Here is a 17,098-nt window from a genome sequence, read left to right as displayed (position 1 = left end):
TTATAGCGAGTACAAGTTCCAATACCAGGTTGTTTGATTGGTTACAAATCAATCATGGCAATTTTTGATTTCCATTCATTTGCTTTTATTAATACAATCAATAATTTCATTGAGATCGTTGTCTAGTGGCAGTACGTGAGCGGAATTTTTTAGCCAATGTATTTTGACATTAGGTAAATCGCAAAATAGTTGTTCTACTTGTTGAGACGCAACTACTTGATCATGAGTCCCAAGAAAAAGATCTGCCGGGCAAGTTGGGGGGAGCCATTCATATTCCCGAGCCAAGGTTAGCATTTCAATGATTGTGGAAATGGGAAGTTTTCTATAAGCGATTTCGGCATGCTCATCGGTGATAATATTCCCCGCGGCGTTGCGAAGTTGCCGAAATCCCAGGCACTTAAGAACCTGGGCTAATTTCAGCATGGCGTTGATGCGCATGCGTAGTTTTAATGCGGGAGCCAAAAGAAAGAGGTGATTGATAGTAAAGAATTGACTCAATTGACAGGCTAATAATCCTCCCAGGGATAACCCTAAAACATCAACTTTTTGATATTGATTTATTAAGAGTTCACAGGCGTTTTTTGCTGATTGAAGCCAATCAGTTGCTGTGGATTTTGAAAAGGCTTCTATACTTTCAGCATGCCCAGCCAATATAGGACAAAGGATGGCATTATAATTTTTTAAATTAGGAATCAGATATCGGTAAACTGCCGGTGAAGAAGAAAAACCATGCAATACCAGTAATGCTCGTTCTGTGCCTTTGCCTTGTTGATTGACAGGGGAGAGGAGATTTGCTTCTTCCGAGCGTAATTCACTAAGATGTTTTCCGCGGCGCATATACCGAAAATCATTGATTTTCATAGAGTAGTCATTGTTCATTGTCATGCCATGTGGTTGTATAATAATTGACTTGATTTGGAGCCAACACATTTTCCAAGAAGAAAGTGTATTAGCAAATATACAAATGTAAAAGTTATAATTGTATCAGTTTAATTTTAGTATAAGTACTGCACTATTTTTCTTTGTTAATAGATCCAAGAGTGTAAATCCTTCTTTTTCAAAATATGTAAGGATACTGTGTTAATGGAAATTATCTAAAGATTAATTTTATAGAAATCAAGATTAATAATTATTCTTGGTTTATAGAGTTACAGGCATGATTTTAATTTAGTAAAGTTTTTGTAAATTATTGATTCATATTGTGCTCTATTGATTCATTTGTTTTACTATATTACTAGTAAATAAAAAATATATTCCTGGAACAGTAAACCTGGAAAAGTAACCTCAGACAAAATCCTGATGAGGTACTATAATTTAGATATCAACAGACATGGTAAATTAACATGGCAGAAACTCCAAAACCCAAATCACAAACGCCAACGCCGAAACCAAAACCGAAACCAACAGATGAGCAGCCTGTTGAGCCAGCTCCTCAACAAAGTACGCTGGGGAAAGTGGGCAGTGTAATCGGAGGACTTGCTAAAAAGGGGTTGGGTAAATTAGCTGACAATATCGGCAAGCAATTTGGCTCAAATGCTCCTCAACCTGGTGCTGAAAATAAGCCTCAGGAAGGGCAAAAGGCAGGTGATGATAAAAAAGATCCGCAGATGGAAATGATTGAAAGGTATATGAAGCTGGTCGAGCAATGGCAAGGCGGCATCAACAAACCTTTTTACTGGGTGGGTGGCAAAATATCAGCTGGCGCCAGTTTTCTCGTAGATAAAGCAGTGGAAGGGATTAAAAATAAACTGGCTGGTTCAGAAGAACCCAAACCAAGCCCCAATTCTTCCACACAACAATCAAGTTCCAGCTCGAATTCTAGTTCGAGTTCCAGTTCTAGTCCCAGTTCTAGCAGTACTACTCCTACCCCTACTTCGTCAAGTAGCGGCAGCGACAGTCAGTCTTCATCACCGCCAACGGACAGCAGTAGCAGTGGCAGCGACAGTCAGTCTTCATCACCGCCAACGGACAGCAGTAGCAGTGGCAGCGACAGCCAGTCTTCATCACCGCCAACGGACAGCAGTAGCAGTGGCAGCGACAGCCAGTCTTCATCACCGCCAACAGACAGCAGTAGCAGTGGCAGCGACAGTCAGTCTTCATCACCGCCAACAGACAGTAATAGCACTAGTAGCAGTAGTGATACTTCATCACAACTGAGTCCGCCGCCAGACTCGAATACAAATACAAGTACACCAGATCTTGGTAGCCAAACAAAGTATGATGAAACATCCAGTAGTTCTAACAGTGGGAGTGGTCAATCCTCTGGCTCAGGCTCATCTTCTGATGTTCCGACGCCCAGTCAGTCTATGCCTGGATAGATGGTAAAATAGATTGTCTAGGTTGGTGAGTTACCCCTCCAATAATTTGTGGGGTAAACTTTCTATGCGCCCCGCCTGGGTGACAATCACATAGTTTAATTTTCTTTGCAATTCACTGATGGAGTCTGCCCCGGCATAGGTAAGTCCAGAACGCAAGCCTCCCACTATATCAGCAATAATGCCATCAGGATTCTCTTTAAACGGCACTTCAGTCGCAACACCCTCTGCTGTTTTCCATTCATGCATTTGTCCAAGAAATTCCTCCTGCGCTTCCCTGGATGCCATGCCGCGATAACGTTTGACTTTGGTTCCGTCATCCTTTTGAATAACTTCTCCTGGTGTGGGGGCAGAGCCGGCTAACATGCCGCCTATCATCACAAAATCAGCGCCAAAGGCCAGTGCTTTGACAATATCACCCGAGGTTTTGATACCGCCATCAGCAACGATGGAGCGATCAGCACGAGAACAATCCTGAATGCAGGTTAGCATCGGTACGCCAAAACCGGTTTTAATTCGTGTGCTGCATACCGAGCCGCCTCCAATACCCGCTTTAATAATATCAGCACCACAAGACGCAAGATAATCTGCCCCGGCATAAGTGGCTACATTCCCGGCCATAATGCAGCGACTTCCTAATAACTGACGTAAGCTTTTTAAGGTTTTGCCAACGTATTTGGCGTGTGCGTGCGCCACATCAACACAAAAAAAATCGGCTCCTGCATCTCGCAGTGCTTCGGCTCTTTGTAATTCCGTTTCAGTACATCCAACCGATACAAAGACAGGCCCCTTGCATTTCTTAAATTCCTGAATATTTTCTTCTATGGTCATGAATCGGTGCAAAGCGCCCATGGCTCCTTTACTGTGCATAAAATTAGCCATATTGCTTTCGGTAATCGTATCCATATTGGCACTAATCACAGGAAGATTTAAAGTCAGTTTACCTAACCGGTCGGTACTGGTTGTTTCAACAACTCGTCTTGATTCATGATGGTTGTATGATGGGACGAGCAGAACATCATCAAAAGTGATCGCTTGATCAGTCATTATTAATCCTCATAAACAAATACTATAAATGCTCAGCCGCATAAAATGCCAGCCTTGAACGCTCTCCCCGAGTCAACGTCATATGAGCGCTGTGTTCCCAACTTTTAAACCGATCTACAGCAAAAGTGAGTCCGGAAGTGGTTTCAGTTAAATAGGGGGTGTCAATTTGCTTGATATCCCCCAGACAAATAATTTTACTACCCGGGCCTGCTCTTGTAACCAACGTTTTAATTTGTTTTGAAGTGAGGTTTTGCGCTTCATCAATTATAATATATCGATTTAAAAAAGTTCTTCCCCGCATAAAATTTAATGAGCGTATTTTAATTTTATTTTGCAGCAAATCCTGAGTTGCTCCACGTCCAAAACTGCCGCCTACTTGCGAGCTGTGAAGGACTTCAAGATTATCCATTAAAGCGCCCATCCACGGAGTCATTTTTTCCTCCTCGGTACCCGGTAAGAATCCTATATCTTCGCCAACAGGAATCGTTACTCTTGTCATTAATATCTCACTGTAGCGATTTTGATCCATGACCTGGGTTAATCCCGCGGCTATGGTTAATAATGTTTTACCTGTACCGGCTGAACCTTGTAAACTGACAAAATCAATATCGGGATCCAGTAACAAGTTTAGGGAAAAATTCTGTTCACGGTTTCTTGCCGTGATCCCCCAGACTGAATGTTTGGGTTGAGTGTAGTCACGAATGAGTTGAACAATGGCATTAGGGCCGTCAATTTTTTTGACCAAAGCTTGAAACTGATTATCTTCCGTACTAAGGCAATCGTTTGGATTCCATTGGCTTACCAAAGGACCGGTCACCTTATAAAAGGTTTTACCGCTTTCTTGCCAAGATCCCATATCTTTGGCATGACTATCCCAAAAATTGTTATCGAGAATATGTAATCCTCTATGTAGTAAATTGACATCATCCAGCACTTGATCATTGTAGTAATCTTCAGCATGAATACCTAATATCCCTGCTTTAATACGTAAGTTGATGTCTTTTGAAATAATGATAACTTGTCTTTTGCCATAATATTTTTTTTGCAGACCTAAAGCGGTTGCCAGTATTGTATTGTCTACTTTATGGCCTGGCAGAGTTGAAGGAACCACTTGATCAAATTCATCTGTTTGAAAAAACAACCTTCCACTGCATTTCTTGTTACTGCTATTGATATAAGATGGGATAGGCAGTCCTGAAACAATTTGATCGTGAGTGGCATTACTCATTAGTTCTACTAACATACGGTTCGTTTGTCTCACGTTTCTCGCCAATTCGGATGTTCCTGTTTTATGACTATCCAATTCTTCAAGCACCACCATTGGCAAATAAATATCATGTTCATCAAAATGGTAGATGGCAGTAGGATCATGCATCAAAATATTAGTATCAAGCACGAACAGCTTAAGTCCGGTATTGGTATTATCCATAGGTTCACCCTGTCAGCTAAAGTATTCTTCAATTCAAGTGGAATCAATTTCCTGCGTGGGCAGGGAGTGCATTGAAGTCCTTGAATTCTATGTTCATTGTGCTGAGCTATGCTGGTTCCGTCAAGAATTATATTATTAAGTGTCTGCTTTTAAGTTAAATGGGTATGCTTTCCATGTGCCGTTCTGTTTTCAATTCTTTATTATTGAAAACGATGAATGCAATGAAGGCCATAAAAAGTAAAAACAATCCAACAGGGAACAGGCTATTATGATTAACCAGGCGACCTGAATAAGTGCCAAAAGCAGCAAAGCACAGCAATATTAAACTGCGAATTGCAGAGGCTGAGCCTCTGCAATCATCGAAGCATTGCAGGGCTCTGGATGTGGTTGCGCCCCATAGCAAGGCTGAGCTTAGAATATAGACACCGATAGTTATGGCATTATAGAGTTGGTATTTGCTCCAGTGAAAGTATTCTCCTATTAACAACATCAGGCTGCTCATTAAAGCCAATTGAATTCCCAAGGCTATGATTTTATCAATTCCCAGGCGATTAAATAGGCGGGAGGCCAGTAAAGATCCACAGACAAATCCCATGGAGGTAATCATTAATAAAATCCCCATTGTGTCAGGAGCAATATGTGCGTGCGAATAATAAAATGGAGCTACAGTCAGGAAGCACCACTCGCCACAGTTTAATAATCCAAATAGTGCGATATAGGAAATAAATGTTCTGTTTTTTATAATTCGCATGTAAATGCTCAGTGTTTCCCTAAGGTCGGGAGTTATTGTTTTTTGCACAGTGATAGTTCTGGGTAAAAACAGCATAATGGCGCATAAAATGAAAGAGTAAACTGCGATACAATAAAGATTTGAACGCCAACCATATAGCACATCCAATTTTCCTCCTAATGCGGGAGCAAAGAGCGGAATCACTGCAGTCAGTGTCCCAATCAAGGTCATGATGCGGGCTCCTTCGTCTTTGGGGAAGAGATCCTGGACTAAAGCCCAACCTGCAACAGGGACAACCACTGCGCCTGTACCTTGCAAGAATCGACAGGCTAGTAACAGCTGAATTGAATTGGCTTTTAAACTTAAGATTGAACCAATAAAGAAAATAAGCATCCCCAGAAATAATGTTTTTCTTCTGCCTAGCTGGTCGGCAATAACTCCCCAAATAAGAACTGTAGAAAATTGTCCTATCATGAAAATAGAAATGAGCATTTTCGCTTCATTTGATGAGACAGATAGTGCGTGAGCAATGTTAGGCAGGCTTGGTAACAAAATATCTGTACCAATTAAAACCAGTATGCAAGAGGCGACAACAATAAAAAGTTGCAGGTTGCGGATAAACATATTGAACTCTTAAGAAAAGGGCGTATTTGATGATTTATCCGCAACAATAATAGCAAAAATTAATTAAATATTCTATAAAAAGTACTTTTTTAAAACATGAATCACCAACAGGTATAGTTCTTGTTTATCCCGCCAAAGATCGCACTGCATTTAGAACTTCTTCTACGTGCCCTTTAACAGCCACTTTACGCCATTCGTGTGTCAAGATGCCTTGTGTGTCTATAATGAAAGTACTCCGTTCTATTCCCCTGACTTGCTTGCCATACATGGATTTCATCTTGATCACATCGAACATTTGGCATAATGTTTCATTGCTATCGCTGATTAACTCAAAAGGAAAATTCTGTTTGCTTTTGAATTGTTCATGAGATTTTAAACTATCTCTCGAAATACCAAAAATAACCGCATTTAAATCTTTAAATTGTGAGTAGGCATCTCTGAAATCTTGACCTTCAGTCGTACAGCCTGGGGTGGCGTCTTTGGGGTAAAAATAAAGTACAATGATTTGTCCTTTGTAATCATTAAGATGTCCTTGTACGTTATTCGTGGCGTTAAATGCAAAATCGGGGACAACCTCACCTATTTTCATAAACCATCTCCTCAAGTGTTCTTTTTCATTATTCGGGAACGATCTCTTTGCCATTCTCTGTCTTTGATAGTATCTCTTTTGTCATGCTCTTTTTTTCCTTTGGCCAGAGCGATTTTTATTTTAATTTTATTTTTTTTCCAATACAAAGAAAGAGGAACTATGGTATAGCCTTGTCTTTCAACACTTCCGATGAGATGGTTTAATTCTTTTTTATTCATCAATAGCTTGCGTGTCCTGACCGGATCCGGAATAAAATGAGTGGATGCGGTAGGAAGGGGCTGTATTTGGGCACCTAACAGGAATGCCTCGCCGTATTTGATAATCACGTGTGAATCGGACAAATTGATTTTTCCGGCACGCAGACTTTTTACTTCCCAGCCTTCCAAAACCAGGCCTGCTTCGTATTGATCTTCAATAAAGTAATCAAAACCAGCTTTTCTATTCAATGCTATGGTGGAATCTGGTTGTTTTTTGCTAGTCATAATTCATCTGAGTTTATTGAAAAAAAGCAGTATAACTGATGTATTATCCCATTTAACTGCTTTTCTTAATTTTGTTGCTTTGAACAGCCTTTGGCAAAGTAAATATATTCTATATTATTTCTGTTCTCTTTCGTACTTGTAATCCTGAGGTAATTGCGGGTAAACGCGGTCTAATTTTTGATCCACTGCGACGCGGTCATCAAAAACAAAACATTGACCTTCCCAAAGTGATTCGCTTTCAGGAATAGATTCCAGGTAGTTAAGAATTCCGTCATGAAGCTGGTAAACGTGTTGAAAGCCCAGCTCTTTCATATAGGCTGTCGTTTTTTCGCAACGAATCCCTCCAGTACAAAACATGGCTATTTTCTTGTCTTTTTTATCGATTAAATTGCGCTGAACATAGTCCGGAAATTCCCTGAAATTTTCAATGTCGGGGTTAATTGCATTCTTGAAAGTACCCAGTTCGTATTCATAATCATTGCGGGTGTCTAATAAAATAACATCAGGATCTTGAATAAACTGATGCCATTCCTCAGGGTTTAGATAGGTCCCTGCATTATGAGAGGGATCAACTTTCTGGACGCCCATTGTCACTATTTCTTTACGGAGTTTCACTTTCGCTTTATCAAAAGGATTTTTGCTATCATAGGTTTCTTTAAAATGCAGGTCGGCAAAGCGTGAATCAGAACGCAGGTAATGATAAAAAACAGTCATTTGCTCCATACTCCCGGCAAACCCGCCATTAACGCCCTCATGGGCCAGGATGATGGTTCCTTTTATGCCTGTTTCATGCATTTTAGTGAGTATGGGTTCTCTCAGAGATTCAAAATCATTGAGAGGAATAAACTTGTAAAATGATGCAATAATAATGTCTTTCACGTTGTAACCTACAAGATTAACAAAAAATCAATCCGCAAAAATTATCATTTACTCACAATTTAATCAATAGGAATGAATTAAATGCATTTCTGGGCAGTTAGGATTTTAGCGGTGCAAATAGCTTCGTAATTGCTCTTCGGGCATGGGCTTCGATTCTTTTTGCAATAGGTAATGTTGCATTTTTGCATATTGAGACTTAAGTATTAAAGAATCGTTGACAATAATTAAATTCTGATCATACTCTAAGGGTTAAGCTGCTATCTTTTGTTTCGCTGGCTTTGATATAAGGAGATTTTTATGGTCCAAAACAACAGGATTTGTCGCTGCCTCTTTATTATACTACTGTCTCTCCCCTTGGTTGGCTTCACATCCATTCCAGTGAAATCAATCGTAGTGTTTGGAGACAGCTTGTCTGATAATGGTAATACCACTCATTTACTTAAAAGCCTGCGTCAGGAAGAGGACCCTGCATTCTTAGTGGCTCCTTTCAAAATTTTTGTTATCAACAAAATGATAGAGTTTGCTAACGATTATTATGTTCCTCAGATGGTACTTGATGCAGGAATATCTGCAGTGACTGATTTTTTTGATCATGATTTGGCTCCTTATGTTGCCAATTTAGTGAGCAAAGTAAAGTTGGTCCCTGTTTTGCCTGGCAAGCCTTATTGGAAAAATCGATTTTCTAATGGTCGTGTCTGGATTGAGTACTTGGCAGAAATGCTATCCATACAAAAAAGTGATGAAGAAGTTTATCTCAACAAAGCATTTGGAGGTAGCTGGTCTGCCACTTATGATTATCAATTAACGGTTTGGAACTTGATACGGCATCCATTGGGAACAATCAAGAACTTGATAGTAGGAAAATTAATTCCTCCGAGTCTTGGCTTGATAGTGCAAGCTTATCTGCTGGAACATGAGCAACTAAGTGATGAAACGCTCTATTTTATTTATTCAGGAAGCAATGATTACATTAATGTCCTGTTTTTTGAGGACAATTACAATACTGAAGTAATGAGCACTTATATTGACAATGTATTGGATGGTATGAGTTCTGCAGTTCTGAAGCTGGCTAATGCCGGAGCGAGGCGTTTTGTTATTATGGGAATACCTCATGTGGGGGATACTCCCAAGTTTGTGAAAACTACGGATCGTGACGTGCTAAATGCAGCGGTAGACCTGCATAATGAGCGCCTTGCAAAACGAGTTGACGCATGGAAAGAGCGATACCCAACAGCTGACTTTTTGTTTGTGAATACAGAGCAATATCTGAAAAAAGCGTTTGAAAATCCGGAGAAATATGGTTTTTACAATGTAAAAGATGCCTGTATCGATGTGAAGTTCCCCATGTTCAATGCATTCATTCACTCACCATTTGCTCGCAACTACGTATTGCAATATACGCAGGTTCTTCAATATCGAGATAAGCAATTTGCTCCAGGTGAAAATAACTATCACATGTGTAATGAACCAGAAGACTATTTATTCTGGGATGAAATTCATCCAACCACGCGAGCACATAACTATCTTGCTTATGAAGTTTGTTTGGCGATGGAAGAACATGGCTACGAAGTAACTTGCAAAATGCCAGAGTCCGCATAATAAAATTTGGCATCATCATCTGAATCACATTAACGGTGATTCAGGTGATTTCATGATGAAGTTGTCAGAATCAATGATTATTTAAGTAAATCCAGAGTAGTTTTTAAGCAACCCTAGACTCTCTAAATGATGATGAAGGTTAATTTACCTTAGTGATTTGTAAAACTTTATGTCATAATTCCCCTTTTTTATTGATATACTTCATTCATATGAGGGAATATTATTTATAAAATTTAAGGCACCAGGTATTCAGGAAATTAGCTCCATTCTTATGCGCTTTACTCTTTTCTATATACATGCAGTAGATGAACTAAGAATGAAAAAGCTTATTTCTACAAAACAGTTGCTGAAAAGAGGAGCAGGTTATGTGTGGGATTATGGGGGCTGTTTCAGAACGGGATATTAGCAAGATTTTATTGGAAGGCTTGCGCCGGTTGGAATATAGAGGATACGATTCTGCAGGTATTGCCGTCATAGATAATCAAGATCGTTTAAAACGAGTAAGAATTCAGGGAAAAGTGCAGAATTTGGCGGATGCTATGCAAGAGACGGCTATCGCTGGAAATACCGGTATAGCTCATACTCGTTGGGCAACGCATGGCAAACCCTCTGAACAAAATGCTCATCCTCATTTATCTCATGGAGAAATCGCATTAGTTCACAATGGAATTATTGAAAATCATGAACATTTACGTCAACAACTTATTACTAATGGTTATCAATTCACCTCTGAAACTGATACAGAGGTTGCTGCGCATTTGATTCATTATCATTACCAGCAGCATGAGAATTTATTACTGGCTGTACAGAAAGCTGCAGCAGAAATGCATGGGGCTTTTGCTTTGGGAGTAATTCATCAGAAAAGACCGGAAGAATTGGTTGCGATTCGCAAAGGGAGTCCCTTGGTTTTGGGATTTGGAATTGGTGAGAATTTCATTGCCTCTGATGCCTTGGCACTCCGATCTTTTGCCCAGTCAGTTATTTACATGGAAGAGGGAGACAGTGCTTGTGTAACAACACAGGATATTAAGGTTTATGATTCCAATCGAATACTTGTCCAAAGAGTGGTTCACCCATTGAACAGTGATTCCGAGATAGTGAATAAAGGGCCTTACAGACATTTTATGCTGAAAGAAATATTTGAACAATCGAAGGTAATCACAGACACATTAGAAAGTCGAATTACTAGTATTGATGTGCTAAGAGCAAGTTTTGGTGAGAAAGCATCCCATATTTTCCCAATGGTAAAAAATATTCATATTGTGGCATGTGGAACCAGTTATCATGCCGGAATGATTGCCAAATATTGGCTTGAATCACTTGCCGGCTTACCTACACAGGTTGAAATTGCAAGTGAATATCGATACCGAGATGTTGTTGTCCCAGACAATACCTTATTTATCACGGTATCTCAGTCAGGAGAAACGGCTGATACTCTTGCAGCCCTATTTAAGGCAAAGCAATCGAATTATTTGGCCAGTTTAGCTATATGCAATGTGGCAACCAGTACTTTGGTTAGAGAGGCGGATTGTGTTTTTTTAACTCGGGCAGGTGTTGAGATTGGTGTAGCATCTACCAAAGCATTTACTACACAGTTGGCAGCGTTTTTGATGTTGGCAGCAGCACTTTGTAATGACAATCGCGCGCAGGAAGTTTTAAGACAATTACAAGAATTGCCTGCCTGTTGTGAGCGTGTCTTGCAGATGAATGAAGAAATTGAATCATTGGCTTCTTTGTTTGTGAATAAAGTCCATGCTTTGTTTTTAGGTCGAGGAGTTCAATATCCTGTCGCCCTGGAAGGTGCATTAAAGCTTAAGGAAATATCTTATATACATGCTGAAGCTTATCCTGCCGGTGAATTAAAGCATGGTCCATTGGCTTTGGTTGACAAGGATATGCCTGTTATCGCAGTTGCTCCCAATGATGAACTTCTAGATAAATTAAAATCCAATTTACATGAAGTGAGCGCAAGAGGTGGGCAATTATTTGTGTTTGTTGATGATTCACAAAGTTGGAAAGCAAATGGAGCTCGTTTAATCAAAGTGCCATCTTGTGGTGCTTGGCTTGCGCCTATTGTTTACACTATTCCTTTGCAGTTGCTGGCGTATCATGTTGCTGTAGCTAAAGGGACTGATGTGGATCAACCTAGAAATCTTGCAAAATCGGTGACTGTGGAGTGAACAAAGGCCAATATTTTTGGAATGAGTTATGGTGTGAAGGACGTATTTCTTTTCATAAAGAAGAAGTAAATCCGGATTTGATTGCCTATATATCTTCCTTAAATATACCCGCTAAGGGAAGGGTTCTGGTTCCTTTATGTGGAAAAAGTCTCGATATGCTTTGGTTAATTCGCCAAGGGTATCATGTGATTGGTATTGAACTGGTTGAAAAGGCTATTATTCAGTTTGTTCAGGAACACCAAATCACTGTTCGTGAGAAAACGATAGGTCAAGCAAAACAATACTTTACAGATAACATGAATTTATGGGTTACCGATATTTTTGCTTTAAATTCAACTTTAATAGAACCAGTTGATGCCATCTATGACAGAGCGGCTTTGGTTGCTTTGCCAAAAAAATTGCGATCAGTGTATGTCGATATTTGCCTCAAGTGGCTTAAGCCTGAGGGAAGTATTCTGCTAAAGACTTTACAATATAATCAAGAGAAAGTGCAGGGTCCTCCTTATAGTGTTTCCCCAGAAGAAGTTGCTTTATCCTATCAGCAATGTGCCATAATTAAGCTGTTGAAATCGCAAAAACGCATTCAGGAGCCTAACGATCATTTATTTAATCAAGGTATTAGTGAAGTGAATGATTATGTTTGGTGTATTAGGAAGGGGTAAAACATAGTGAAGAGGTATACATCAGGACAGTTTGTTTAGATATTAGGTTAATTTCTATATCGCATTATAGTATGTGATGAGTATATAATGAGACGATTTTTATCATGTTTTACGGGGATATGAATGGCAGAAGTGATGTTGGCGTCAGCCGCAATTATTGCAGATGAACTTAAGGTCAAAGTATCGCAGGTAGAAACTGCTATTCGGTTGTTAGATGAAGGAGCAACAGTACCTTTTATTGCTCGTTATCGTAAAGAAGCAACAGGAGGGCTTGACGATGTGCAATTGCGGTATCTTGCTGAAAGGCTAATTTATTTGCGTGAGTTGGATGAGAGACGAACCGTCATTTTGCAATCCATCCGTGAGCAAGAAAAATTAACAGCGGAATTGGAACAAAGCATATTAGCTGCTGAAACTAAAACACGCCTGGAAGACTTGTATTTACCCTATAGGCCTAAACGTCGTACAAAAGCGCAAATTGCTATTGAAGCAGGATTAGAGCCATTAGCTCATGCTTTATGGAAAGATCCTACTTTGGATCCTGAAGAACAGGCTTCCCAATTTATAAATAGCGAAGCAGGGATCGAAAACACCCAAGCCGCATTGGATGGTGCGCGACATATTTTAATGGAACATTTTGCTGAAGATGCCGAGTTAATTAATGAATTACGAGAGTATTTATGGCAACACGGGATAGTCAAATCAGTAGGAAACAGTAATAAAAAGGATCAAGCGAATAAATTTTCTGATTACTTTGATTATTCGGAAGCAATTAAAAAGATTCCATCTCATCGAGCACTTGCCTTGTTCCGAGGGCGGCGTGAAGGTATTCTGCAAGTAAGTCTGGTTTTACCTGATCAGGATGCCAGTTATGGAGAGAATAAGGTTGCGGCTTACTTTAATGTCACTGACAAGCAAAGAAAAGCGGATGGTTGGCTTATAGAGACTGTCAGGATGACTTGGAAAATTAAGTTATTTACTAAGTTAGAGCTTGAATTATTGACTCGTCTGCGCGAAATAGCGGATGAGGAAGCCATTAAAGTATTTTCTAAAAATTTACGTGATTTGTTGCTGGCTGCTCCTGCAGGTCCTCAAGTGACGATAGGTCTTGATCCGGGAATTAGAACGGGTGTTAAAGTGGTTGTCGTGGATGCGACAGGTAAGCTGTTGGATTACTCTGTTATTTTTCCATTTGCCCCTCAAAATGAATGGCATCAATCCATTGCAGATTTGGCAAAGCTTGCTGTGAAGTATCAGGTTAATTTAATCAGCATAGGAAATGGCACCGGTTCTCGGGAAACAGAGCGATTGGTCGCTGATTTAATTAAAATGTACCCTGATTTGAAATTGACAAAAATGATTGTCAGTGAAGCCGGGGCATCTGTTTATTCCGCATCTGAAATTGCAGCCAATGAATTTCCTGATTTGGATGTTTCTCTAAGAGGAGCTGTATCTATTGCACGAAGGTTGCAAGATCCCTTGGCTGAACTGGTAAAAATTGAAGCCAAATCAATTGGTGTTGGGCAGTATCAACATGATGTGAACCAGGCAAAATTGGCACGTTGTCTGGATGGTGTTGTCGAGGATTGCGTGAATGCTGTTGGCGTAGATGTTAATACTGCCTCTGCGGCTTTGCTATCCCATATTTCTGGATTGAATGATACTTTGGCTAAAAACATTGTGCAATTTCGCGATGAGCATGGTGCGTTTACCAACAGAAATCAATTAAAAAATATCAATCGCATGGGGGAAAAGGCTTTTCAGCAAGCAGCCGGTTTTTTGCGCATTATGAATGGAGATAATGCTTTAGATGCCTCTTGTGTTCATCCTGAAGCCTATCCTTTAGTGGAAAAAATTATTTCAGACCAAAAAGTCAGTATTAAGGAAATAATCGGTAATAGAGAATTATTGCAGAGCATTAATGCCGCACAATATGTGGATGAGAATTTTGGTTTGCCAACAATAAGAGATGTTTTACGTGAATTGGAGAAACCGGGACGAGATCCAAGGCCAGAGTTCAGAACTGCCCAATTTAAGGAGGGTGTTGAGGACATTAATGATTTGGAACAAGGAATGGTTCTTGAAGGTGTTGTGAGTAATGTGACTAATTTTGGTGCCTTTGTTGATATTGGTGTTCACCAGGATGGCTTAGTACATATTTCAGCAATGACCAATCGCTTTATTACAGATCCTCGTTCTGTTGTTAAAGCCGGTGATATTGTAAAAGTTAAAGTGGTTGAAGTAGATAAAGAGCGCCGAAGGATTGGTTTAAGTATGAGGCTGAATGATGAGCAAGCTCCTGCAGTATTGCAGAAAGCAAACAAACCACAGTCGGCTAGAAAACAAGTAGAACAAAAACAACCTGAATTTAAGAAGAAGCAAGAACATAAGAAAAAACAAGATAAGATAAAAAAATCGGAACCGGTCAGAAAAACCGTATTCAATACAGCCATGGCGGATGCTTTGGCCAAACTAAAACGTGGTGGAGAATAAGGATGCAAACACCTAAAGGAGAGTTGACTATCCAAACTTTGGCTATGCCTCTAAATACTAATGCCAATGGCGATATATTTGGTGGGTGGATAGTATCCCAAATGGATTTGGCAGCAGGTGTTTTGGCAAAGAGAATTTCCCATGGACGAGTCGCTACAGTTGCAATTAATTCAATGACTTTTTTAAAACCCGTGCATGTAGGTGATGTAGTGAGCTGCCACGTTGAATTAGTCAAAGTGGGTAATACTTCTATGACTATCCAGGTTGAGGTATGGGCTTACTCATCGATCAAAATGGAACAATACCAGGTTACTGAAGGGGTATTTGTTTTTGTTGCGATTGATGAGAATGGGAAGCCGAGGCAGGTACCAAAAACATAATGACTAATAAAACTCAAGAATTGCAGCGAGTAATTGCTGATATGGCTGTATTGATTGAGCAAGATGCAGAACCGGACCCTCAATTATATGCCTTTTTTTTTCAACACCCGGAAATTAGCCTTGAATTAATACACCTTATTAATAATTTGAGCGAAGAATTAGTGCATGATGGCCCTCCTATTTACTCAGCATGTGTTTTTGCTCTGGACATTTGTATTGCTCAATTGCAAGCAGCTGCAGAGGCAAATAATAAAAATGCCGCAAAATTATTGTCTCAACTAATGAATCATTTAGCTGAGGTTATTGATACGCATAAGCATAGTTTAAGCTTTTGGTTGCCCGTACTGAATGCATTTTATGAAGTGCATGTTGAGCTAACTGACAATTTAAAAGAAGCATATTATGGCTTGGCAAGCCAGGATGATGATGCAACGGAAGTGGATGAGCAATTTAATCATTTGGACTCCATAAAAGATTTGATCCATGAATTATCTGATTTAACCCTATTTGATATAACAGAGAATTTCTTTGCACAAAGCTACGCTATGCCCCCCGATTTTTTTGCGGACTTGATTATTGATTTGTATAGTATTGAAGAAGGAAAAGATATTGCATTACTGGCATTACTCCATCCTAATGTCGAGGTACGAGAGATAGCGCTTTCTACTATCGATCAATTAATGGATACAATTACTTTGACACCAGCATCTCTGTCAAGATTACAAATAATCAAACATTGGTATCCTGCTCACTATCATGGAGTTTTTGATCGTTGGATTAAAACGCAAAGAAAAAAAGGAGTAACCTTTGAAACGGAGGCTATTCAAGCAAGAATAACGATTAAAGCAACTGAAGTGGATGGAAGTGGTTCGCAAGGCGTTTTTATCCACGGGAGAAAAAATAAAAAAAACAGGTTATGTGGCTTATTATTAAAGTATGATTTGGGCATTAAAGATGCCTGGATAACTCCAGAGATTTCTGCAGCAGAAGTTACAGATTATTACCATAAAGCTTTTGAAGACAGCGTGACCTTGCGTGAAGTTGATTTCTCTTATTTTCAAACAATAGTGGAGCATTTTTTAGCCATTACTGTTGAAAAAGGAGATATACCTAATTTGCATTTTTTAGAAATACTGGAATTTCTGGGTGTTCGTTTAAAGCCTGATAAGCTTGATTTGGATTACGTATTTGAACAATTGAGTGTTCAGATTATTCCTTTTACCCAGGAAAAAATAGCAGAATCTTTAAAGCGCTCGAAAATGTGGCTTAAAAATAAGCAATTTACAGAATCGTGGTACATTGAAAATCCCACTATTGATAAAATTGTCAATCATAACAGTAGCTTTGTGGAAGGAGTTAAAGTTTGTCGGTTGGCTGATGCTATGGATGCGGTATTTTCCGAAGAAATGGAGTTACATCGGGATAAATGGCAGTTTCATTTTTTATGGATAGCCTTATGGGTTAAAGCAAAACACAGGAAAAATGAAAAAGTTTGGCAGGATAGTTTTTTGATAGCTTATGCTATTCATCAAGGATACCCCTTGAAGGATATTCCAGTAATGAAAGAGATCTGTTATCAAACCGTTATCAATAGCATAGAAACCATGCAGGAAAGAAGGACGCACTTGAGCCAGGAGTGAATATTAAAATCTCCCAGAATGATTCTCTTACCCAACCTGTTTGCTGAGC

14 protein-coding genes are annotated in these 17,098 nt (G+C 39.5%); 7 read left to right on the top strand and 7 right to left on the bottom strand.

Translation table 11 applies throughout. The annotated features are described in order from the left end of the window. Nucleotides 1-75: 75 nt before the first annotated feature. Nucleotides 76-861, bottom strand: coding sequence for an alpha/beta hydrolase (locus OQJ02_RS14200; protein WP_265719845.1), 786 nt, complete (start codon nt 859-861; stop codon nt 76-78). 482 nt (nt 862-1,343) lie between these two features. Here OQJ02_RS14200 and OQJ02_RS14195 point away from each other — a divergent pair, with 482 nt between their 5' ends. After that, a complete protein-coding gene (locus OQJ02_RS14195) occupies nt 1,344-2,318 on the top strand; it encodes a hypothetical protein (protein ID WP_265719625.1) in 975 nt (324 codons plus the stop codon). 30 nt (nt 2,319-2,348) lie between these two features. Here OQJ02_RS14195 and OQJ02_RS14190 read toward each other — a convergent pair whose 3' ends face one another. From OQJ02_RS14190 to OQJ02_RS14165, 6 genes are all read right to left on the bottom strand, one after another. Next, nucleotides 2,349-3,362 carry a guanosine monophosphate reductase gene (locus OQJ02_RS14190; protein WP_027222966.1) on the bottom strand — a complete coding sequence of 338 codons (1,014 nt, stop codon included), beginning with the start codon at nt 3,360-3,362 and terminating at the stop codon, nt 2,349-2,351. A 22-nt stretch (nt 3,363-3,384) separates the two neighbouring features. Beyond that, a complete protein-coding gene (locus OQJ02_RS14185; protein WP_265719624.1) occupies nt 3,385-4,791 on the bottom strand; it encodes a PhoH family protein in 1,407 nt (468 codons plus the stop codon). Between the two features lie 154 nt (nt 4,792-4,945). Then, on the bottom strand, nt 4,946-6,145 hold the full coding sequence (locus tag OQJ02_RS14180; protein WP_265719623.1) for an MFS transporter: 1,200 nt from the start codon (nt 6,143-6,145) through the stop codon (nt 4,946-4,948). 124 nt (nt 6,146-6,269) lie between these two features. After that, nucleotides 6,270-6,734 (bottom strand): peroxiredoxin, encoded by a 465-nt coding sequence (locus OQJ02_RS14175; RefSeq protein ID WP_265719622.1) that lies wholly within the window; start codon nt 6,732-6,734, stop codon nt 6,270-6,272. A gap of 11 nt (nt 6,735-6,745) precedes the next feature. Continuing rightward, on the bottom strand, nt 6,746-7,216 hold the full coding sequence (gene smpB, locus OQJ02_RS14170) for an SsrA-binding protein SmpB (protein ID WP_265719621.1): 471 nt from the start codon (nt 7,214-7,216) through the stop codon (nt 6,746-6,748). Between the two features lie 114 nt (nt 7,217-7,330). Next, on the bottom strand, nt 7,331-8,095 hold the full coding sequence (locus OQJ02_RS14165) for a rhodanese-related sulfurtransferase (protein ID WP_265719620.1): 765 nt from the start codon (nt 8,093-8,095) through the stop codon (nt 7,331-7,333). 297 nt (nt 8,096-8,392) lie between these two features. Here OQJ02_RS14165 and plaC point away from each other — a divergent pair, with 297 nt between their 5' ends. The 6 genes from plaC to OQJ02_RS14135 all read left to right on the top strand — a co-directional run bounded on the left by plaC (nt 8,393) and on the right by OQJ02_RS14135 (nt 17,049). Next, complete coding sequence (gene plaC, locus OQJ02_RS14160) at nt 8,393-9,694, top strand: lysophospholipase/glycerophospholipid:cholesterol acyltransferase PlaC (protein WP_265719619.1); 1,302 nt, start codon at nt 8,393-8,395, stop codon at nt 9,692-9,694. A gap of 365 nt (nt 9,695-10,059) precedes the next feature. Further along, nucleotides 10,060-11,874 carry a glutamine--fructose-6-phosphate transaminase (isomerizing) gene (glmS, locus tag OQJ02_RS14155; RefSeq protein ID WP_265719618.1) on the top strand — a complete coding sequence of 605 codons (1,815 nt, stop codon included), beginning with the start codon at nt 10,060-10,062 and terminating at the stop codon, nt 11,872-11,874. Continuing rightward, nucleotides 11,871-12,536: a thiopurine S-methyltransferase gene (locus tag OQJ02_RS14150; protein WP_265719617.1), complete on the top strand. Its 666-nt coding sequence runs from the start codon at nt 11,871-11,873 to the stop codon at nt 12,534-12,536. Before glmS ends, OQJ02_RS14150 begins: the two co-directional genes overlap by 4 nt. 123 nt (nt 12,537-12,659) lie before the next feature. After that, nucleotides 12,660-15,029, top strand: a complete 2,370-nt coding sequence (locus tag OQJ02_RS14145; RefSeq protein ID WP_265719616.1) for a Tex family protein — start codon at nt 12,660-12,662, stop codon at nt 15,027-15,029. A gap of 2 nt (nt 15,030-15,031) precedes the next feature. Beyond that, the gene (locus tag OQJ02_RS14140) at nt 15,032-15,409 is read left to right on the top strand and encodes an acyl-CoA thioesterase (protein WP_028379003.1); all 378 of its coding nucleotides are present in this window, start codon (nt 15,032-15,034) and stop codon (nt 15,407-15,409) included. Continuing rightward, nucleotides 15,409-17,049 (top strand): lpg2832 family Dot/Icm T4SS effector, encoded by a 1,641-nt coding sequence (locus OQJ02_RS14135; protein ID WP_265719615.1) that lies wholly within the window; start codon nt 15,409-15,411, stop codon nt 17,047-17,049. Before OQJ02_RS14140 ends, OQJ02_RS14135 begins: the two co-directional genes overlap by 1 nt. The last annotated feature ends 49 nt before the right edge of the window (nt 17,050-17,098 follow it).

The organism is Legionella sp. PATHC032, assembly GCF_026191185.1.
In the GTDB taxonomy this organism is placed as follows: Bacteria; Pseudomonadota; Gammaproteobacteria; order Legionellales; family Legionellaceae; genus Legionella.
Note: the sequence above shows the minus strand (reverse complement) of the source record. Positions and strands in the feature narration are given on the sequence as shown.